Raw genomic sequence first — 20,940 nt, forward strand, 5'->3', positions numbered from 1 at the left:
AAGACGCCCCCTCTGTAGCGGAACCACGCTTGTTTCCCGCCATTTCGGCCCCCGAAACACACTTTCCGGTGTGACTTACACGACGATGGACCGGCCCGACCTGACCTTCGTGGTCATGGGGGCGTAGCCTTAATTCCCGCTGTCCATCACCTTGTGAAGCGGAAGAGGGCGGTTGCCGCCGTGTCGTCACAGTCCCCCAGTAACTCGACCATCTCGACAGAGTCCGACCAAGCCGCGGGTAAGAATCCCGCGGCGGCGTTCGGCCCGAACGAGTGGCTCGTCGACGAGATCTATCAGCAGTACCTCCAGGATCCGAACTCGGTAGACCGAGCCTGGTGGGACTTCTTCGCCGACTACAAGCCGGGCGCGGCTGCCGCCCCGACCTCGACTTCGGCGGGTACTGCGGCCGCGGGGGCCGCAGGGACCTCCACCCCGGCCGCTCCGGTGGCGCCCGCAGCCCCGGCGGTTCCCGCGCCGGCGCCCGCAGCTGTCGCTCCCGCCCCGGCACCGGCTCCGGCTCCGGTCGCTGCTCCGGCCCCCGTGAAGGCCGTAGCCCCGGCTCCGGCCGCCCAGCCGAAGAAGGCCGAGCCCGCGACCGAGGCCCCCGGTGGCCCCGAATACGTGACGCTGCGCGGCCCCGCCGCCGCGGTCGCGAAGAACATGAACGCCTCGATCGAGGTGCCCACGGCCACGTCCGTGCGCGCGGTCCCGGTCAAGCTGCTCTTCGACAACCGCATCGTCATCAACAACCACCTGAAGCGCGCCCGGGGCGGGAAGATCTCCTTCACCCACCTCATCGGCTACGCGATGGTGCAGGCCATCAAGGCCATGCCGTCGATGAACCACTCCTTCCAGGAGAAGGACGGCAAGCCGACCCTGGTCAAGCCGGAGCACATCAACTTCGGTCTCGCCATCGACCTGGTGAAGCCCAACGGCGACCGCCAGCTCGTCGTCGCCGGCATCAAGAAGGCCGAGACGCTGAACTTCTTCGAGTTCTGGCAGGCCTACGAGGACATCGTCCGCCGCGCCCGCGACGGCAAGCTGACGATGGACGACTTCACCGGCGTCACCGTCTCCCTGACCAACCCCGGCGGCCTCGGCACCGTCCACTCGGTGCCGCGTCTGATGCCCGGTCAGTCGGTCATCATGGGCGTCGGCTCCATGGACTACCCGGCGGAGTTCCAGGGCACGAGCCAGGACACCCTCAACAAGCTCGGCATCTCGAAGGTCATGACGCTCACGTCGACCTACGACCACCGGGTCATCCAGGGCGCCGCCTCCGGCGAGTTCCTGCGGATCGTCGCCAACCTCCTGCTCGGCGAGAGCGGCTTCTACGACGAGATCTTCGAGGCGCTGCGCATCCCGTACGAGCCGGTCCGCTGGCTCAAGGACATCGACGCGTCGCACGACAACGACGTGACGAAGGCCGCCCGCGTCTTCGAGCTGATCCACTCCTACCGGGTCCGCGGCCACGTCATGGCCGACACCGACCCGTTGGAGTACCGCCAGCGCAAGCACCCCGACCTGGACATCACCGAGCACGGCCTCACCCTGTGGGACCTGGAGCGGGAGTTCGCGGTCGGCGGCTTCGCCGGCAAGTCCCTGATGAAGCTGCGCGACATCCTGGGCGTGCTGCGCGACTCCTACTGCCGCACCACCGGCATCGAGTTCATGCACATCCAGGACCCCAAGCAGCGCAAGTGGATCCAGGACCGCATCGAGCGCTCGCACTCCAAGCCGGAGCGCGAGGAGCAACTGCGCATCCTGCGCCGCCTGAACGCGGCGGAGGCCTTCGAGACCTTCCTGCAGACGAAGTACGTCGGCCAGAAGCGCTTCTCGCTCGAAGGCGGCGAGTCGGTCATCCCGCTCCTCGACGCGGTCATCGACAGCGCGGCCGAGTCGCGCCTCGACGAGGTCGTCATCGGCATGGCCCACCGAGGCCGTCTGAACGTCCTGGCGAACATCGTCGGCAAGTCGTACGCCCAGATCTTCCGGGAGTTCGAGGGCAACCTCGACCCGAAGTCGATGCACGGCTCCGGCGACGTGAAGTACCACCTGGGCGCCAAGGGCACCTTCACCGGCCTGGACGGCGAGCAGATCAAGGTCACCCTCGCGGCGAACCCGTCCCACCTGGAGACGGTCGACCCGATCATCGAGGGCATCGTCCGCGCCCGCCAGGACATCATCAACAAGGGTGGCACGGACTTCACGGTCCTCCCGCTCGCCCTGCACGGTGACGCGGCCTTCGCGGGCCAGGGCGTGGTGGCGGAAACCCTCAACATGTCGCAGCTGCGCGGTTACCGCACCGGCGGCACGATCCACATCGTCATCAACAACCAGGTCGGCTTCACGGCGGCCCCGGAGTCCTCGCGTTCCTCCATGTACGCGACGGACGTGGCGCGCATGATCGAGGCCCCGATCTTCCACGTGAACGGCGACGACCCGGAGGCCGTGGTCCGTGTGGCCCGCCTGGCCTTCGAGTTCCGTCAGGCGTTCAACAAGGACGTGGTGATCGACCTCATCTGCTACCGCCGCCGCGGTCACAACGAGTCGGACAACCCCGCCTTCACCCAGCCCCTGATGTACGACCTGATCGACAAGAAGCGCTCGGTGCGCAAGCTGTACACCGAGTCCCTGATCGGTCGCGGCGACATCACCCTTGAGGAAGCCGAACAAGCCCTCCAGGACTACCAGGGCCAGCTGGAGAAGGTCTTCACCGAGGTCCGCGAGGCGACGGCCCAGCCGGGCGCGGCGCCGATGTCGGACCCGCAGGCGGAGTTCCCCGTCGCGGTCAGCACGGCCATCTCCTCGGAGGTCGTCAAGCGGATCGCCGAGTCCCAGGTCAACATCCCGGACAACTTCCACGTCCACCCGCGTCTGCTGCCCCAGCTGCAGCGCCGGGCGACGATGGTCGAGGACGGCACGATCGACTGGGGCATGGGCGAGACGCTCGCGATCGGTTCGTTGCTGCTGGAGGGCACCCCGGTCCGCCTCTCCGGCCAGGACTCGCGCCGAGGCACGTTCGGCCAGCGTCACGCGGTCCTCATCGACCGCCAGACGGGCGAGGACTACACCCCGCTCCAGTACCTCGCCGAGGACCAGGCCCGCTACAACGTCTACGACTCGCTCCTCTCCGAGTACGCGGTCATGGGCTTCGAGTACGGCTACTCGCTGGCCCGCCCCGACGCGCTCGTGATGTGGGAGGCGCAGTTCGGCGACTTCGTCAACGGCGCCCAGTCGGTCGTGGACGAGTACATCTCGGCGGCGGAACAGAAGTGGGGCCAGACGTCCGGCGTCACCCTGCTCCTCCCCCACGGCTACGAGGGCCAGGGCCCGGACCACTCCTCGGCCCGCGTCGAGCGCTTCCTCCAGCTGTGCGCGCAGAACAACATGACGGTCGCGATGCCGACCCTCCCGTCGAACTACTTCCACCTCCTGCGGTGGCAGGTGCACAACCCGCACCACAAGCCGCTGGTCGTCTTCACCCCGAAGTCGATGCTGCGCCTCAAGGCCGCCGCGTCGAAGACGGAGGAGTTCACGACAGGTCAGTTCCGCCCGGTCATCGGCGACGAGACGGTGACGGACCCGGCGTCCGTCCGCAAGGTCGTCTTCGTCACCGGCAAGCTGTACTACGACCTGGAGGCCGAGCGCGCCAAGCGCGGCACCACGGACGTGGCGATCATCCGCGTCGAGCGCCTGTACCCGCTGCCGGGTGCCGAGCTCCAGGCGGAGGTCAACAAGTACCCGAACGTCGAGAAGTACCTGTGGGCCCAGGAGGAGCCGGCCAACCAGGGCGCCTGGCCGTTCATCGCCCTCAACCTGATCGACCACCTGGACCTGGCGGTCGGCGCGGATGTTCCTCACGGGGAGCGGCTGCGGCGGATCTCGCGCCCGCACTCGTCGTCTCCGGCGGTGGGCTCGGCGAAGCGGCACCAGGCTGAGCAGGAGCAGTTGGTTACGGAGGTGTTCGAGGCTTAGGTCTCGACATCGCAGTGACATCTGCCGAGGGGCCGTCGCCGGAGAAATCCGGGGGCGGCCCTTCGGGGCTTTTCTCCCTCAGGTGGTCTGCGGCTCGAAATTCCAGTGAGGGTGGTCGTCGGAACCGTCGAGGGCTGCCTGTGCCGTGCGGGTGAGCGGGTGGTCGGCGCCGAGACTCGCGGTTGCGTTGGCCACCGTCTCCTGGCCGAGTCCGGCGAGCATCTCCTCGCGGTCCGGGCTGCCGGCTACGACATTCACCGCGCAGCCGAGCGTCCAGGGATGGGCCTGTCCAACGGCGCGGGTCATGTCGGCGAGTGACCGCTCCCCGAGGGCGTGTGCCTGCCTGTGCTCACCCACCCTGCGGAGGATGAGGGCGTGGTTGGCCCGGGCTCCGGCCGCGTATGGATGGTCGGGACCGAGCAGAGTCTCGTATCTGTCGACGATGGACTCGCTCAGGCGTCGGGCGTGGTCCACGTCGCCGTGCTCACGTTCGTGGCAGCAGTGGGCGACCGCAAGCAGCAGGGTGAGGGGAGCGTCCTTGCCGCTGAGACGTTCGCTTCTGTGCAGCACTTCGGTGAAACGCGCTCCCGCGTGCTCGATGCCACCAGTCCGGTACTGGCACTGCGCTAGGTGGTAGAGCGCTTCGAGCGTCTGGGGGTGGCCGTCGCCCATGATCTGCTGGTGGCGGGCCGCATTCGTGCTCTGCAGGCGTTCAGCTTCTTCGTAGTGGCCCAGGAGCCTCAGGTCGGTGGCGCACTGGAGTTCTGAATGCAGGGTCCTGAGGTGGTCACGTCCGAGAACCTGCTCGCGGGCCCGCAGCGCGTCCCGACCAATGGCGGCGGCCTCGCCGTAGCGGCCGAGCAGCCGCAGCGAGACCGCCACGTTGTTGTCGGCCGACAGCGTGACGGGATGCAGTTCACCGCGAAGCTCTCGGTAACCCTCGCGCGCCTTCTCCGACAGATCGAGGGCTTCCTCATAGCGGCCCAGCGCTCGCAGGTCGGCCGCAAGACCGCCGACAGCACGCAGGTACCGGGGATCCGTCGCCATGCCCACGGAGCGAAACTGCTCCGTCGCCGCCCGGTTCACGATCTCGCTGCTCCGGTAGTCGCCCACGGCCCGCAGCAGGTTGGCGTAGTGATGGCCGAGCTCCCAATGCAAGTCCGGGTGCTCGCCCTGGAATCGCTCCCAGACGGACAGAGCCCGCTCGGCCAACCGGATGCCGGTCTCGTACTCACCTGAGAGGTACAAGTACCGCAGACAGTTGAGGGCCAGTTGGTGTGCGGCGGGGGCATCTCGGGACAGGACGTCCGCGTACTCCAGGTTCGAGACGAACTCGGCGTACCGCGGCCATGCGTGTGCCTTGCCCGGGAAACTCGGATCGGCGGCGGCGAGGGTTCGCCAGGCCACGTCGGCGAGTTCTCCGTACTCCTCGGGGGGTATGTCGTCACGGACCGTCTGGTGCACCATCCGGTGCATGGACAGGATCTCGTTCGACGGGTCCTGCGTGGGGTGTTCCACGCGCACCACCGAGTAGGTGGTGAGTTGCTCGACGGCACTGTCCCAACGGCTCGTGTCCGTGAGCAGCCTGACCACCACGGGTGGCAGATCGTCGACAGGAGTCTCCCGCAGCAGCCGCAGGGGGACGGCGTCCGGTGCGAAGAAGGTGCACAACCGCAGCAGCAGTACAGAGTCCGGGCAGGCCGCGCGGAGCCGTTCCAGCAGGACGGTCCAGGCAGCCCGGAAAGTCATCGGGAAGTCCGGAGAGACCGCGACCCGGGTGTCCGCGGAGAAGTCCCCGGCCAGGAGTTCCAGATATTCCGCCACCGGCATGCCGGACTCGTCCAGCCATCCGGCCGTCTGGTCGAGAACCAGCGGTAGGTCGGCCAACGCCTCAGCCAGCTGACGGGCGTCGTCATCGGTCAGCCGTGGGGCGCGGTGGCGGATGAAGTCGACCGACTCTGAGCGGTCGTAGGCGGGCACCTGCACCAGCGTGCTGTTGTGCGCACCCCACTCCTGGTTGCAGGACGTGATGAGCACATGGCCCGGTCCGGTCGGGACCAGGTCCTGGACCTCGTTCGGGTCGTCGGCACCGTCCAGGACGATCAGCCAGCGCGGGTAGGGATCTCCCCTGCGCAGGGCCTCGCGGACCGCGCGCAGGCGCTCGCCGTAGTCGGTCCCGGTCGGCAGCCCGAGCGCCGGCGCCAGGTCGGCGAGCCCCTGTCGGAAGGCGGCGCGACTGCCTGCGTTGATCCACCACACGACGTGGTATCCGTACGCGAAACGGTAGGCGTACTCGGCGGCCAGCTGTGTCTTGCCGACTCCGGAGAGGCCGCAGAGGGTGACCCTGCCCGCGCGCTGGATCCGTTCGTAGGCAGTGTTCAGCAGGGGTGCCCGCCCGGTGAACCGCTCATTGCGTTCCGGGATCCTGCCCCACACGCGAAGGGTGTGCACGGGGAAGGGCGGACCGTCGTCGGTGTCGGCCGTGGACGCCGGGTCGGGGTCGGCGGGCAGTGCGAGCCGGTTCAGGAGCCTGCGTTCTGCCTCGTCAGAACTCACGTCGTGCAGGCTGACGGAGTCGAGAGCCACCATTGACGGGAGAGAAGGAGCCACCGACACGGCGGCGATGCGCTCGGTCTCGGGGACGACGACCTCGCGGAGGGCCCAGTGCCACTCCGCACCGGTGTGCGCCCCGGACCGGAGGTACTGGTCGCTCAGGAGCAGCAGCACCGGACCGGGGGCCAGCAGCAGGTCACGCAGTGACTCCTCCAGGGAGGCGTCCGGCGGCGGGTCCCAGCGCTGGAGCACGACCCGGTGTCCGCGCCGTTCGAGGCGGTGTCCGATCCAGTTGGCCCAGCTCTGGTCGAAGGGGGTGAAGCTGATGGTGATGGTCTGCCGTCCGGTGCGCAGGGGCCGTTGTTCCGGACCCGGTGACGTGTTTTCGGCCGGTGGCGCGCCGGAGAGGAAGGTGACGGGGCGCTTGCCGCCCGGTCGGTCCTGAATCCATGGAATGTCTCCGGACCGCTCCGGCGCCCGGGCGAGGGCGGCCCGTTCCCGCGCCACCTCGGCCAGTCGTGCCGCGGGTGCCCGCCCCGGATCGCGCTCCCTGATCTCGGAGCGCAGTTCGGCCTTGCGCACGGGCACGCCCCACTGGTTGCTGACGGTGAGCCAGAGTGCGCCGTGGCCGGTGGCCCGGCCGGTCGACACCCTGAAGTACGCGGGGCCGTACGTGCCGCCGAACCGATGGAGGACGACGCTCGGTTCGTCCAGTGCGGTGCACACGAAGTACGGGGAGCCGTCGAGTGCGACGGTGAAGGTGAACTCCTCCTCCGGGTAGGGCCAGTTCGGTGCGGTGTCCTGCGTCTCCGGGAGCGGGCCGCGCAGATCGACGGTGACGAGGTAGTCGCACTCCGTCTCGGCCACCTGCGGCCAGGCCACGACCGGTTCGATCAGCAGCGGGTGCTCGTCGAGGTTCACCATGGGCCCCCTCCCCAGGCAGTGTGCCCATTGCCGGCGACGAGCCGCAGTGTGGTGAGCGGATGCCCGTAGTAGTGGAACATGAACGCATAAAGCAGCCGTAGGACTCGCTTCTGCCCGACTTTGTCGACCTGCCCGTCATCGTTGCGCGTCGTCGGGATCGCCGCCAGGGTGCCGAAGTCCTCGACCGCGCGGGCCCGGAAGTCCCGCAGGGTCTCCGTGACGGGACGGTCGGGGTGGGCGGCGACCTCGTGCAGCAGCCGGCGGACCATCCCCCTGGCCTCCTGGTCCCCGACCTCCCCGGCGGTGACGATGCAGCCGCCCGCGCCTTTCCGCAGGAAGAGTTCGGCGAAACCGCGCAGCGCGGTCTCGCCCTGGAGCCGGTTGTGGACGAAGCGACCTGAGTGGCAGGCGTTGAGACAGACGAGCGCGCGGTCCTCGCGCAGCACGTGCATGTCCCGGGTGTTGAACTCCGCCCACGTCCGGTCGCCGAGGCTGAGCCGCATGACGGCTTCGCCGTACGTGCCGTGGCAGCCCATGTAGACCAGACCGGTGCGCTCGTCGGGCAGCGGGAGGTCGAGGGCCTGAAGGAACGGCGTCATCGTGTCGTGCACCTGATGCGCGTAGGGGACGAAGACCCCGCCGTCGGCGGTCATGTCCTCGTGCAGGTAGGCGAGGACTCGCCCGTGGCAGTCCCCCGTTTCCTGGGGCAGGCTCTCTGACACACCGTGGACGGTGGTCCAGCGCGCCAGGACGAGCAGGGCTCCCAGCAACCCGCCGGCCAGGCCGTGCCGTTCGTCGGCGGGCACCCAGAACAACTCCCAGGGCAGCTCGAACCCGGTGTCGTCCCACACGATGAGGCGCAACCGGTCGCCGTGCCGCTCGCGGATGCGGTTGATCCAGCCGGCGAGTTCGCTCTGGTTTCCGGACCAGAGCTGGATGCCCCGCAGCGTCTCCGAGGGGAACTCCCCGGTCTGCCTGATGGTCGCGAGAGTGACGCCGGGTGCCACGAGGCGGGTCGGTCCGGTCCGGCAGGTCACCGTGAACTCACCGCACCAGCCCTGGAGTTGGTATCCGTCCTGGCTGTCGTAGCCCGCGGTACGGATGACCCGGAGCACCGCGTAGCCGTCCTCCAGACGCTCGTAGGGCCGGGCCTGACCGCTGCCGGTTCCCGAAGGCGGACCGGACGGGCGGCGGAACTGCAGCACGGCCGCCGACTCACGCCTCGCCGCCGCCTGCAGCCCGGGGAACGCGGCCCGCCGTATCGCGGTCCCCGTGCCCGTAAGCCAGCGCGCGGCGCGCGGCGGCTCACCGCTCACCGGCAACTCCTTCCCCGTGCACCGGCGCGAGCACCGTTCCGCCCAGCGCGTCCGCCAGCGAGAACGGCAGATCCCCGTAGGGCTCCCGCCTCGCGTCGATGACAGCGACGCGCAGCCTCGTCCGGTCCATGGCACCGGCGCCGGCCGCTGCCCGCAGGGCGTCCTCCACGCCCTCCGCTCCCACCGGGCCGGTCAGGCGTCCGGTGCGGCTGACGTGCAGTGGGACGTTGCCTCTGCCGTCGGTGACCACCACGAGCCAGGCCTCGGACAGGCTGCTGTCGTGCTGGCGGAAGGACCGGCGCAGTGCCTGCAACGCCTGCTCGACGCCGTGCGCGAGCGGGCTGGCCCGGCCCGGCGACCGCTGCAGGGCCGGCACGATCCTCGGGTCGAGAACGCTGCGGGCGGCGAAGGACTCCGCCCGCAGTTCGTCGTCGGCCTCCGCGCTGCCCACCTCGACGACCTGGACCGCGGCGCGCCTGGTGTACGCCCAGTCCAGGAACGGCGTGAGGGTGTCCTGCCAGTCCCAGTCGTCGGCCCGGCAGGTGTGGTCGAGGAGCAGCACGAGGAGGTGCTCGGGCGAGCCGGAGCGTACGTGGCTGTGGAGGTCCACGGGCGAGACCGTGAACCGCTCCGTGCGACGGATGCGCTGATGTACGGCCGCCTCCCGGACGGTACGCACATGCGCGAGGTCGCTCAGGTCCGTGGCCCGCCGGGTGCCGATCACCACTCCGCGCAGGGAGGCCGGTCCCGCCGTACGTTGCCAGGGGCTGCGCAGGGGCGCGAATTCGCGCAGCTCGTCGGCCTCGTCCTCGGGGTAGGGGGTGGCGAGGACGGCTTGGGTACCGCCGCGTCCCGCCCCGACGCCCTCGGCGGGTTCGGACTCCAGCAGCGGCTGGCCGCCCTCGGGACGGTGCCTCTTGTCCTGTTCCGGCTGCCGTCGTTCTCCGGAGTCTCCCTGTGGCCGCCTGCCCGGGCGCGGCGGCGGAAGCTCCGAACTCGTTTCGTCGCCGGTCGGCTCCGCGGGCACCTCAGTCACGGCCAGCCCCATGAGCCGGGCCGCCGCATCGCAGTGGCCGACGGTGGCCACCCGCTCACCGTCGAGCGTGGCCAGGGCACGTGCGAGCCTGGCCAGGGAGAGTTCCCTACGGATGTTCCCCTCCGGCCCGAGCAACTCGTACACGCGGGCCAGCGCATCGTCGCCGACCGCGGCGGTCTCCACCGGGGCCACCTGGGCATCCCGGGCGGCGTCCAACCAGCCTGGGGGAAGCACCGCGAGCAGCCGGCCGGTGTCCGCCGGCAGCCGCAGTCCGGAGACGGGCAGTCTGATGGCGAACCTGTCGAGCAGATGACCGGCGGGTCGCCCGGCGTCGGCAGAACGGCAGAGGGCCAGCCAACGGGCCCGCGGCCTGGCGCTGCGGCGCAGTCCCGCGTATTCGACGACAGCGACCTCGGCCCCCAGCAACTGAACGGCTGCCCGCATCCCGGCCACGCTCAGCCGGGTCAGATCCGGAACCGCGACCACCGGCGGTACCCCGGAGCGACCGTCGGCCTCGATCAGCGGGCCAGGCTCCATCCGGAACGAGATGCCGTCGGGTTCCTGAACCAGCACGGGCCGCGTCCACAGGTCCTCGTCCCGGCTCGTGGCCCCCAGCATGACGGGGGGACGTGCCGGCTGCCCAGCACCCGCCAGGATCCGGCCGAAGAGACGCGTCACCGGGTCGAGCAGCTGGGGTTCCAGGTCGAACAGCAGCACACCGGTCAGCGCCGGGTCGACGGCTGCGCAGACGAGGGCACGGCACAGCCTCAGAGCGAGCTCGTCGGCCTCCGGTGGTGCAGGAGCGTTCTGGACAGGCGCGTCGGTCCTGTTGGACGGCTCGGTGGACATGATGCCCTCAGGCCGCGTCGAAGAGGTCCTTGACCCGGGACTCGTCCTCGGGCCCCCATTCGAAGGTGCCGCCGTGCGCGGTCTCCGGCCGACGGTGCCGAAAGGCCATGGGCAGCACCCGTAACAGATGACCGGGCGACACCTCCTCCGCCTCCTCCAGTGCGGCCAGTGCACGGGCCGCCAGGGTCGCCACGATCTCGCCGCGCTGGCCGACGGCTGCCACGCGTTCGGCGGCCTGCGCGCACAACCGGACGACCTCGTCCGGGACTTGCGTACCGGACACCCGCGCCCTCGCCCCCTCCAGCCGGTCCCGCCGTGTGCTGTCGTCCCGTTCCGCCTCGTCCCGCCAGACGGATTCCTTCCGGGTCAGCTCCTCCTCGAAGTGGAGCACGGTCCGGATCGTCCTGTGGCGCGCGTCCGTGTCCAACTGACTCGCAGCAACCATGAGCCCGAACCGGTCCAGCAACTGCGGCCGCAGACCACCCTCTTCGGGGTTCATCGTGCCCACCAGACCGAAGGACAACTGCTTGGCTGTGGCCAGCCCCTCCCGCTGCACGGACAACACCCCCGTCGAGACGACGTCGAGAATGATGTTGACCAGGTGATCGTCGAGCAGGTTCACCTCGTCGATGTAGAGCAGCCCCTTCTCGGCGGCCTCTTCCAGCAACCCCGGCTGCGGACGGGCCTCGCCCCGCATCAGGGCGTCCAACTCCCAGCCGCCGACGACCCGGTCGTCGGTCGCGTTGATGGGGAGGGTCACCGGTAACTCCTCGTGCACCATGAGCGCGAAGGCCCGTACGAGGGTCGACTTGGCCGTCCCGCGTGCTCCGGCCATGAGCACACCGCCGATGCGGGGTTCCACGTAGTTGAGTTCCAGCGCCAGTTTGAGATCGTCCTGCCCCACGACACGGCTGTACGGCAGGATGTGCACGCCCTCTGTTGCCCGGCTCACGAGTCGGCTCCCCCTCCGCTGCCCGGTAACGCCACTCCGGAGGCGCCGGCAGTCCGCCACCTGAAGGTGACCTGGAGCTGCGCCTCGGCCCCGCTCCTGACCAACGCCACGACACCTGCGTCCACTTTGATCGCCAACTGCAACTCGATCTCGTCCGGCCGCAGATCGTCCGCCATCTCCCCGAACCGCCGGACGGCCTGCGCGGCACACCGCCGGGCCAGATCCAGGCCTTCGGTGTAGGCGTCCTGGGCGACTTGGACGACTCGGCGGGCGGAACCGTCTCTGGTCTTTTCGTCGGCGTAGATGGCGTCGAGGCCGTCGAGGGGCCCGTCGACAAGGTCCGACGTAACTTCCACGGGAATGGGCCCGTCAGCACCTTCCGGAACGGGCCCCACCAGAATCACCACACGTCCCCCTGACGAACTCTCTTATTGCGTGCGGTAGTTGAGAGAGAACTGGGTCATTCCCCGACCCTCGAAGAGTTATGCGTGGCGGGGGATGCCTTGGTGCTTTCACACTGTCCAGGGCTCGAAGTCCCAGTAAGGGCGCTTCCGAGAACGGGCCGCGACCGTGTGAACATGCTGAGAACCAAGGGTTCCCGACAGATCCGACAACGCTTCCTGTTCAATTTTTTCCGCCTCTTGTCGGTTCCTCAGATCACGGAGATCGGCCGCGAGAGCGACGCGGGCCGACAGGGTCAGGGGATGAGTGCGGCCCAGCGTTTCGATGGCTCGCGAGACCGTCGCCCTGCTCAACTCTGCGGCCGACTCCGGGTCGCCGGACAGGTTCCGAACGAACGAGGCATTGATGGCGCAACCCAAGGTCCAGGGATGGTGTTCCCCCACCGCTGCGGTCATCTCTGCCAGGGCCTGTTCGGCGAACGAGTGGGCCTGGTCTCGCTCTCCGACGTTGCTGAGAATCAGGGAGTGGTTGGACCGGCATCCCGCAATGAAGGGATGCCCTTCCGAATGCGCCAATTCATAGCGCGCCAAGACTGATTCGCTGACCTCTCGCGCCTTGTCCATGTCACCGTGTTCGCGAGTGAAGCAGCTCTGGCTGACGGCGAAGACCAGCGCCCACGGGTGTGTTTCTCCCAACACTACCTCTGCACGCTCCAAAACCCGGCCGAGCAATTGTCCCGCTTGGCCCCGATCGCCACCTCGGTACAGGCACATCGCCAGGCTGTGCTCTCCCGTCAGCGTCACAGTATGGTCAGTTCCTAGAATTCTGCGCAATTCGCGCAGGTTGTCCGTCAGGATGGATTGGGCTTCGGAGTATTGACCCAAGAGACGAAGATCGGTGGCGTAGCTAACTCCCGACCAGAGCGTTTCCGGATGCGCCGCTCGCAAGACCTCACGACGCAATTCCAGCGTTCTCCGATCCATCTCCAAGGCCGCTTCATAGCGGCCAAGAAGACGCAGTGAGACCGCCAGATTATTCTGCGCATTCAGCGTCTGCCGATCTGATTCGCCAAGAAGATCGCGCCATGCCAGGACCAGCCACTCAGAAAGCTCCAGAGCTTCCTGATAGCGAGCGAGACCGCGCAGGTCGGCCGCGATACCATTGGCTGCGCGCACATACTCCAGCCCCTGGCCCCTGTTCTGGCCTCTGAGCGTTTCGATAACCGCCCGCCCGACCGCCTCCGCGTTCTGGTAATCGCCCACCCCCCGAAGCAGGTTGGCGTAGTGGTGAGCCAATTCCCAGAAACGAGGATGGCCCTCACCCAATAGCTCCCGCCAGGCATCCATGGCACGCTCGCCGAGCTTGAGTCCTGCCGTGTACTCACCCGAGCTGTACATGTAGCGGAGACAGTTCAGGACAAGTTTTTGGACCTGACGGTCTTCGCTCGCGAGCACATCCGCATCCTTGAGGTGTGGCGCGATCTCCGCGTATTTGTCCCACAGCCGAGTGTCGTCGGGACGCCCGGGATCGGCCGCGACCAGAGCCCGTCGCACCATGTCGACGAAGAGGCGGCTGTCCTCGTCGGAAATTCCCTGATGCACGATCTGATGCACCATCCTGTGCAGGTACAGGGACTGGCTGGGGAAAGTATCCTCGTCAATGGCTGTCTCGTGGGACTCCAGGCGAATCACCGAGTACTGGCGCAACTGGTCGATCGCTCTGGTCCACAGCGCGGGATCGCCGAGCAGGCCGGCAAACCGCTCGGGAATCTCCTCCAGCGGCATTTCCCTAAGGAATCCCACAGGAATGAAGCCCGGCGCGAAGAACGTGCACAACCGCAGCAGGTCGACGGACTCGGGAACGGTTTGCCGCAATTTCTGAAGCAAGATCGCCCAGGCCCGCTGGAAAGGACTCGGGGCGTCCCCTCGGACCGCCAAGCCGCTCTCGAACTGCGCGATGTAGTCCGGGACCGACAAGTCCGAGTCATTGAGCCAACCCGCCGTCTGGTCCAGCAACAGAGGGAGGTCCCCCAGTGCCTCGGCGAGTTGGTTGGCATCGGTGTCCGTCAGGCGCGGGGCCCTGCGGCGGATGAAGGCCACCGACTCGTCACGAAGATAGACCGGCACCTCGATCAACTGACTGTTGTGCTCACTCCACGCCTGGTTCCGCGAGGTGATCAGGACGTGGCCGGGCCCGGTGGGTACCAGGTTCGAGATCTGGCCGGGCTCGTCCGCACCGTCCAGAACCAACAACCAGCGGCTATAGGGCTCACCCCGACGCAACGCGTCCCTCACTGCACGCAACCGCTCGCCGTAGTCGGCGCCCGTGGTGAGGCGAAGCCTCGGGGCAAGTTCTGCGAGGCGACGCCGATAGGCCGCCAGCGACTCGGCGTTGACCCACCACACCACGTCGTATTCAGGCCCGAAGCGGTAGACGTACTCCGCCGCGAGCTGGGTCTTGCCCACGCCCGGCATGCCATAGAGGGCCAGCACTCCCGCTCCCGGCTCGGCATCGCGCAAGAGGTGATACGCGTCGTTCAGCAGCGGCTCACGTCCCGTGAAACGGGTGTTGCGGCGCGGCACCCCACCCCACACCTCAGGCATCGCCGCCGGAAAACGTGGACCGCGCCGCGCACCATCGGCGGACTCGATCAACGGTTCGCCGAGCATGTCGAGCCGGTCCAGCAGACGCCGTTCGGCCTCGTCCGCCCCCACGTTGCTCAGGTCCATGGCAGCGAGGACAGCGGTGGCGGTGGGCATCGCATCATTGCTGACCGACACCGCCGCGAACTTCACCGGATCAGGAGCCACGACCTGCCGGAGCGCAGCGTTCCACTCTTCGTATGTGCGTGGTCCCAGTTGGAAGTACCACTTGCTGACGACGATCAGAACCCGCCCAGGGGCAAGCTTCAGGGAGTCCAGCAGATCGACGAGCGGAATCTCCGGCGGAGCATCCCACCGCGCGAACACGACACGGTGCCCACGCCGCTCCAACCGGTCCCCGATCCACGCAGCCCAAGCCCGGTTGAATCCGGCGAAGCTGATCGTGACGGTCTGTTTGACCGCACGCCCGCCGACCGGTCCAACTGGCGTGCGAGTCCCAGACATGTTGCGACCTCCCCCGTCGGGCACCTGGTACCCGGGCGTGAGTGTAGGGGCGGGCATGGCAGTGGAACAGGGCGCCTTCGGCACCAGTGGAGTCGTGCGGCACCGGCACGGCTCCACAGCGTTCTGGTCCATCCCCGTCGTTCTTGTTGATCTTCCATGCGGCGGAACGAGGACGGCGCTGCTTTTGTCACGCCGCGTCACCCACTTACCAGAGAGTGCGTCCGTACCCATGCCTTACGCATCCGGTCGACATACTTCTCGGCTTCCTCGCGTGCTTCTTTCGGGGGCGGGTCCGCGTCCAGACGCGTCCACTCTTCGATCATCATGTCGACCAGGAAGCGCCCGGGGGGAGTGAGGGCGTCGGATGCGTCGATCGAGGGAAGGGCAGCTCTCACCTGCTCTCGATGGCGCGCGTGCCTCTCCCACGCCGAGTCTCGCTGCGCAGGTGCGACGGTGTCCGCCCGGGCACATCGCTGGAAAAAGTCCGCAAGTGCCAAGTGGCTGTACACCCCGTGCAACAACGCGTCATACGGCCGCGGGTCAGACCTCCACGGTGCGAAGTACCGTTTCTCAGAACCCGCGCGGTGCAACTGCACCATCTCGCTGAGCGCGGCGAACTTGGCATGCTGAATCTCATGCACCAGGGTCGCGGCGAGAGCTGCAGGAGTGGGCGGGGTGCTGCTGAGAACGGCGCCAAAGGCCTCCCTGCGAGTCCCGCTGCAACTGCCGGGTCCGTCAGTCTGCGAAACCGAGGTCGTACGCGAGGCAACAGGAACAGCGAGTGGTACCAGACATCGCAACATCGCGACGACCTCCGCCAGCCGACGCTCACCCCCAAGCCGCAGCAACGAGGCGGTCCCAGACCACGAGTGCAACCACCGCGCCCGCTGCGCCGCGTCGACGACCACCGGACCGCTCAAATCACGGTGCCGCAGCTCACGACCGGAGCTGCGGTAGGGATCGAAGTCATCGAGTGACACCGGAGCACCCCCGGGCAACAGACCGGGCAGAGTGCGCGCCGCGCTCCAGGCGAGTGCATCGGACCACGTGGTCGTGCTGTCGTGTCCCCAACGGACGACAACATCCGCCGCCCTGGACTGACAAAGCGTCATCCGCCCTTCCTGGACAGTGAGTTCAACGGACGCATCTCCCGATTCGACCGTCCGCAACGCCCCGAGAGACGGCAGCGCCAGCACCCCGTCCCGCGCCGTGAGGCGCACCGTGAACGACACCCCGGCCCGGGCCGCCGCAGCGGCGGCAATGGCACTGAAATGGGCCAGGTCGCGTCCCAGGAGCCGTACCCGTTCCTCAGGCGGCGTGCGCGTGCCGTCCACCGCCGTGCCGTCCAGCAAACGCAGGCAGCTCCGCGCCCAGGGCCCGACCAGTGGATACAGCAGCCGGTCCAGCGCGGCCGAGCCCCGGATGCCGGCCCCCGGCCACGTCTCCGCATCGCCGCCCCCCACACCCGTCCCGTCCGCCGCCTCCAGCCGAGCCCAGTCCTCCCGCAGCCGGGCCCGAACCGATGACGGACAGACCGTCGCGTCGGCGGTCTCGACGGCGTCCAGTGCGGTGCGCAGCAGGAGCAGCCGGCGATTGTGCTGGTCCCGGACGAGCAGGGCGAGCGTGTCGGGGCCGCCCCCGGTGTGGCCCAGTTCGCGCAGGGCTTCTTCGGAGAGCGCCGATGAGATCATCAGGTGGCTCCTTGTGGGACGAACGTTCCGGTGAGAACCGCGTTCGGCGCGGTCGCCGCCCCAGCCACCCGCCCGGCGACATGCCGAATAAACCGCTGCAGGTCAACGCAGTACACCGAGGGATTCGCGAAGCCGTACCCGGCCCGATAGCGATGGGCGTAGTGCCCACCCCCGCAGACCTCCAACAACGGACACACCCGGCACTCCGCCCCCAGCGCAGCAGCCCCCGCCTGCCGCGCAACAACACCAGGATGACCGAGCGCGTCGTCGAAGCTGTTCCGGAAGACGTCCAGACCGGTACGAGCGGCCCCGTCGTACGCCGACTTGAGCGAATCGATCTGCTCGATCGAACCATCCGTCTCCACGACAACGGCATCGAAAGGCGCCAGCCCCAACGACTCCGTACCCGCCCGCAGCCCCAGCAGCAGAGCGATGCACTCCTCGAAGAGCCGCACCTTCGTCTCCCTGCGCCCCGCTCCCCACCAGCGGTCAAAAACGGCGCACAGCCAGTCCCCGTAGGGGGTCGTGACCCGATCCGCAACCGTCGTCTTCGGCCCGAGATGGGGCGGCGGAGCCGACCAGTTCCCGTGCGGCAGCAGGAGGTCGAGAACCGGCGGACGTAACGCGAGCAGGGATTCATACCACTCGACGGGTTCGGTCACCGGATCCACCACGGCCAGGATTCCCGCATACGACTCCGGGCAGCGTTCGGCGAGCAGCCGCGCACCGCGCACCGCCGCGGGCCACGACGGCCGTCCGGCACCGTCGACGCGGCGCGCGTTGTGGGCGGCGAGACCCCCGTCGAGGCTGAGGCCGATGCGGATGCCGTGCCGGGCGAGTACATCGACACGTCGCGCGGTCAGAAGCGTGCCGTTGGTCTGGACAGTGGCATGAACGGTGCACCCTCCCGGCGCCTCCGTCCTCACCCGTTCGGTGAACCGGGCCAGCCTCTCCGCGCCCGCGAGCAGCGGCTCACCGCCGTGCAGCACCAGGGACAGTGCCCGCAGCCGGTGTTGTGCGGCGTGCTCGGCGATACGGGACGCGGTGGCATCGAGGACCTCCGGAAGGGCCGCGGAGGGACGGTCGCGCCAAGTCTGATCAGGGCCTTCATAGAGATAGCAGTAGCGACAGGAAAGGTTGCACCGGCCATGGACTTTCACCACGAACTGCCGGAAGGGGAAAGGAGCCCGCGCCAGAGTCACGTGTTCAGACACTCAGGCCCCCCATTGCCGTAGTGCAAGCCGCCCGAGACGCCTTTCCCGGCGCCTTCCCGCACATAACCCGGCCCCTTCGAAGGTGTCCGATTCGGCCGGTGGATCGGCCGGAACCCGGCATGGGACAACCGTGGCTCCGGACAACCCGCTTCCACACACAGCTCGCCACTCCCAGCTCACCGCTCAGAAAGCGTTGTTGAACCCCCACAACATCTCGTCCGGATCCGTCGCTCGCTCCCGGAGGTCCGCCAGCACCTCGGCCAGGATCGGGTGCTGCACAGTCCTCAACTCCGCGAGCCCCATTGCCAGAAGGTCCGGCAGTTCCGCGTCCCGTGGGTGCCCCGGAGACGGCTCCTCGCCGTCCGGCGTACTGGCCTCTGACTCCGCCATCACCCTGCCCCCTCACCTCGTCGCCTGCGTCCCGCTCGGCAGCCTTTGCCGGCGCGCACCCGGTCCCCCGCCGTCCCTTCCTCGCATAGGGCATACCCCGGCAGCGGGCTGCCTGCGCGCCGGATGCGGCGGGGCCGTCGGCCGCCGCGCCGATCCCGCATAACCTGGAGGTCCACCGAACCGTGGCCCGAGGCCCACTTCCAGGAGATTCCCCCGTGTACTTCACCGACCGAGGCATCGAAGAGCTCGAAAAGCGGCGCGGCGAGGAAGAGGTCACTTTCGAGTGGCTCGCCGAGCAGCTGCGGACGTTCGTCGACCTCAACCCCGACTTCGAGGTCCCGGTGGAGCGCCTGGCGACCTGGTTGGCGCGGCTGGACGACGAGGACGACGACGAGTAGTAGTTCCTACGACGGCCGGTTCCGCGCCCGCTGTCAGTCGCGCGGGCGGGCCAGCTCGTAGGCGATGCCCAGCGCCCCCTGGGCCAGGAGCAGTGCCCCCGCGAAGGTCCAGCCCGCGCTACGGCGTCGTAGGCCCCAGGCGTGAGCGGGAGGCCCGCGGTCAGCTGGGCCGTGGACATGGCGCGTGCCGCGGGGGTGCCGGACCAGGGGAGCCAGGGGCCCAGGCGGCTGTTGTCGACCGCTTCCAGTTCTGTGCGGACCGCCTCCCGCCAGCCCGACCGCTCGATCTGCCGGGCGTCCGGGCGGATGCGGGCGATCTCGCGGAGGCGGTCGGCCGGTTCGCCGGGGACGAGGCCCGCCGGAAGGGCCACTCCCGCGCGCGTGAGGACAGCCAACAGGCCGCGCAGACGGGTGCGGGCGTCGGCCTTGGGGTCCGGTTTCGTCAGGTGGTCGAGGGACTGCAGATCCAGTACGGGGTCCAGGTCCAGGCGGGCGGCGAAGGTACGCATCGCCTCGTCCTCACCGGCGGGAGTGCCGTCGGCGAGCCAGACATAGCCGACGGGCCGGCGGAAGCCCGAGGCCAGGGTGTAACCGGCGTGGTCGGCATCCCACCACAGGGCGAGCACGGGCCAGGGCGCGCCGACAGCGAGCGCGGCGGCCCAGCCGGTGAGGACGCGGTCGACCGGTTCGTCGCCGTGCAGCCAGGGCTTGCCCTCGGGGACGAGCACGCTCCAGTCGTCGCCCGCGCGGGTCAGCAGCATGCGTTCGTGGAGCGGGTGGGCCGCCTGGGCGACGGACTCCGGTTCGGCCCGGCAGAGCAGCAGGGCGCCCGGGGTGGCACCGGTGCGGTGTCCGGCCTGGGGCTTCTCCGTCGGCATGGTCACACGCTAGGGCAATATGCCCAATTTCGCCGGTTGTTCGGCGTCCGGCGATGGCCACCCCGACGGCCACCCGAACGAGTGCCTTGACTTTCCGCATCCACGATATATCGTGTTTCACGGAAGACGCGATATGGCGCGTCATATCCGATCCCGTCTGTGTCCGATCCCGTCCCGTCCGGTTCGACCGAGGAGGTCTGCATCATGTCCGAGTGGTCCGTCGCAGAGCCCAGGAAGCTCACGTTCGACGAGCCCGTGAGCGATCTCCATGTACGCATCGTCAACGGAACGGTGAACGTCGTGGGGACGGACGAGGGTTCCGCCCGCCTCGAAATCTCCGAGATCGACGGGCCGCCCCTGGTGGTGACCCAGCAGCAGGGCACCTTGACGGTGGCGTACGAGGACCTGCCCTGGAAGGGCTTCCTGAAGTGGCTCGACCGCAAGGGCTGGCGGCGCAGCGCGGTGGTCTCCCTGGCCGTTCCGGCGAGCACCCGCGTCGAGGTCGGGGTGGTCGGCGCAGCGGCCGTCGTCTCCGGGATCAGCGGGCCTTCCGTGGTGCGGGGCGTCACGGGCGACACCACCCTCGTCAGCCTCTCCGGCCCGGTCCGCGCCGAGACGGTCTCGGGGAACCTGGAGGCCCAAGCCGTCACCGGCGACCTCCGCTTCCACTCCGTCTCCGGGGACCTCACCGTCGTCGAGGGCTCGGGGCCCTCCGTGCGCGCCGACTCGGTGAGCGGCTCCATGATCGTGGACCTCGACCCGGACGGCCCGACCGAGGTCCGGCTGACCAATGTCTCGGGCGAGATCGCCATCCGCCTGCCCCATCCGGCGGACGCGGACGTCGAGGCGAACACGGCGAGCGGTTCCATCTCCAACGCCTTCGACGGTCTGCGGGTGCACGGCCAGTGGGGCGCCCACAAGATCACCGGCCGCCTCGGCGCGGGCACCGGAAAGCTGCGCGCCACGACCGTCTCCGGCTCGATCGCCCTGCTGCGCCGCCCGGCGGCGGAGGAAGAGGAGGACACCTTCCGGGGCAGCCTTCAAGACACCGTCCAGGACAGCGGGCAGGACAAGGGGCAGGACAGCAGGCAGGACAGCGGTCGGGCCATCGGACAAAGCGCTGAGGACGACGTGACCGGTGCCCCTGTGGACGGGGCTCAGGGCGACTCGGGGGACAATTCCGCTTCCGGCCCGGACGATGCCTCCGGCAGCGCCGCGGCCGACGGTACGACCGACAAGAAGGTGCTCTGAC

At 68.7% G+C, this 20,940-nt stretch carries 12 protein-coding genes and 1 pseudogene; 3 read left to right on the forward strand and 10 right to left on the reverse strand.

Going from position 1 to position 20,940, the window contains the following annotated elements; all coding sequences use genetic code 11:
• Positions 1-180 precede the first annotated feature (180 nt).
• Positions 181-3,978, forward strand: a complete 3,798-nt coding sequence (locus OC490_RS00245; RefSeq protein ID WP_262055705.1) for a multifunctional oxoglutarate decarboxylase/oxoglutarate dehydrogenase thiamine pyrophosphate-binding subunit/dihydrolipoyllysine-residue succinyltransferase subunit — start codon at positions 181-183, stop codon at positions 3,976-3,978.
• Between the two features lie 78 nt (positions 3,979-4,056).
• Here the strand turns inward: OC490_RS00245 and fxsT (OC490_RS00250) are convergent, their stop codons facing one another.
• From fxsT (OC490_RS00250) to fxsA, 9 genes are all read right to left on the reverse strand, one after another.
• The gene (gene fxsT, locus OC490_RS00250) at positions 4,057-7,455 is read right to left on the reverse strand and encodes an FxSxx-COOH system tetratricopeptide repeat protein (RefSeq protein WP_262055706.1); all 3,399 of its coding nucleotides are present in this window, start codon (positions 7,453-7,455) and stop codon (positions 4,057-4,059) included.
• On the reverse strand, positions 7,449-8,771 hold the full coding sequence (locus OC490_RS00255) for a CHAT domain-containing protein (RefSeq protein ID WP_262055707.1): 1,323 nt from the start codon (positions 8,769-8,771) through the stop codon (positions 7,449-7,451). The genes fxsT (OC490_RS00250) and OC490_RS00255 overlap by 7 nt, the downstream gene beginning before the upstream one ends.
• A complete protein-coding gene (locus OC490_RS00260) occupies positions 8,761-10,656 on the reverse strand; it encodes a magnesium chelatase (protein ID WP_262055708.1) in 1,896 nt (631 codons plus the stop codon). The genes OC490_RS00255 and OC490_RS00260 overlap by 11 nt, the downstream gene beginning before the upstream one ends.
• A 7-nt stretch (positions 10,657-10,663) precedes the next feature.
• Complete coding sequence (locus OC490_RS00265; RefSeq protein ID WP_262055709.1) at positions 10,664-11,608, reverse strand: AAA family ATPase; 945 nt, start codon at positions 11,606-11,608, stop codon at positions 10,664-10,666.
• Entirely contained in the window at positions 11,605-11,964 is a 360-nt protein-coding gene (locus OC490_RS00270; RefSeq protein WP_262055710.1) for a CU044_2847 family protein, read from the reverse strand. The genes OC490_RS00265 and OC490_RS00270 overlap by 4 nt, the downstream gene beginning before the upstream one ends.
• A 156-nt stretch (positions 11,965-12,120) precedes the next feature.
• Positions 12,121-15,117: an FxSxx-COOH system tetratricopeptide repeat protein gene (fxsT, locus tag OC490_RS00275; protein WP_262055711.1), complete on the reverse strand. Its 2,997-nt coding sequence runs from the start codon at positions 15,115-15,117 to the stop codon at positions 12,121-12,123.
• Positions 15,118-15,314: 197 nt separating this feature from the next.
• Positions 15,315-16,808, reverse strand: a complete 1,494-nt coding sequence (locus tag OC490_RS00280; protein ID WP_262055712.1) for an aKG-HExxH-type peptide beta-hydroxylase — start codon at positions 16,806-16,808, stop codon at positions 15,315-15,317.
• Positions 16,808-18,022 carry an FxsB family cyclophane-forming radical SAM/SPASM peptide maturase gene (locus OC490_RS00285; protein WP_262055713.1) on the reverse strand — a complete coding sequence of 405 codons (1,215 nt, stop codon included), beginning with the start codon at positions 18,020-18,022 and terminating at the stop codon, positions 16,808-16,810. Before OC490_RS00285 ends, OC490_RS00280 begins: the two co-directional genes overlap by 1 nt.
• Positions 18,023-18,205: 183 nt before the next feature.
• The gene (gene fxsA / locus OC490_RS00290) at positions 18,206-18,412 is read right to left on the reverse strand and encodes an FxSxx-COOH cyclophane-containing RiPP peptide (protein ID WP_262055714.1); all 207 of its coding nucleotides are present in this window, start codon (positions 18,410-18,412) and stop codon (positions 18,206-18,208) included.
• A 215-nt stretch (positions 18,413-18,627) separates the two neighbouring features.
• On the opposite strand from fxsA, the gene OC490_RS00295 reads away from it, so the two are divergent.
• Positions 18,628-18,810, forward strand: coding sequence for a DUF6104 family protein (locus OC490_RS00295; RefSeq protein ID WP_019075209.1), 183 nt, complete (start codon positions 18,628-18,630; stop codon positions 18,808-18,810).
• A 33-nt stretch (positions 18,811-18,843) separates the two neighbouring features.
• Here OC490_RS00295 and OC490_RS00300 read toward each other — a convergent pair.
• Positions 18,844-19,688: pseudogene (locus tag OC490_RS00300) on the reverse strand (hypothetical protein).
• 204 nt (positions 19,689-19,892) lie between these two features.
• Between OC490_RS00300 and OC490_RS00305 the strand changes: the two are divergent.
• Positions 19,893-20,939: a DUF4097 family beta strand repeat-containing protein gene (locus OC490_RS00305; RefSeq protein ID WP_262055715.1), complete on the forward strand. Its 1,047-nt coding sequence runs from the start codon at positions 19,893-19,895 to the stop codon at positions 20,937-20,939.
• Position 20,940: the final 1 nt, after the last annotated feature.

Origin of the sequence: Streptomyces sp. STR69 (assembly GCF_024519455.1) — a bacterium.
In the GTDB taxonomy this organism is placed as follows: Bacteria; Actinomycetota; Actinomycetes; order Streptomycetales; family Streptomycetaceae; genus Streptomyces.

Coding starts and splice junctions, on each gene's coding strand:
- fxsT (WP_262055706.1), bottom strand. CDS start 7,455: ATGGTGAACCTCGACGAGCACCCGCTGCTGATCGAACCGGTCGTGGCC.
- OC490_RS00260 (WP_262055708.1), bottom strand. CDS start 10,656: ATGTCCACCGAGCCGTCCAACAGGACCGACGCGCCTGTCCAGAACGCT.
- fxsT (WP_262055711.1), bottom strand. CDS start 15,117: ATGTCTGGGACTCGCACGCCAGTTGGACCGGTCGGCGGGCGTGCGGTC.
- OC490_RS00280 (WP_262055712.1), bottom strand. CDS start 16,808: ATGATCTCATCGGCGCTCTCCGAAGAAGCCCTGCGCGAACTGGGCCAC.
- fxsA (WP_262055714.1), bottom strand. CDS start 18,412: ATGGCGGAGTCAGAGGCCAGTACGCCGGACGGCGAGGAGCCGTCTCCG.
- OC490_RS00305 (WP_262055715.1), top strand. CDS start 19,893: ATGTCCGAGTGGTCCGTCGCAGAGCCCAGGAAGCTCACGTTCGACGAG.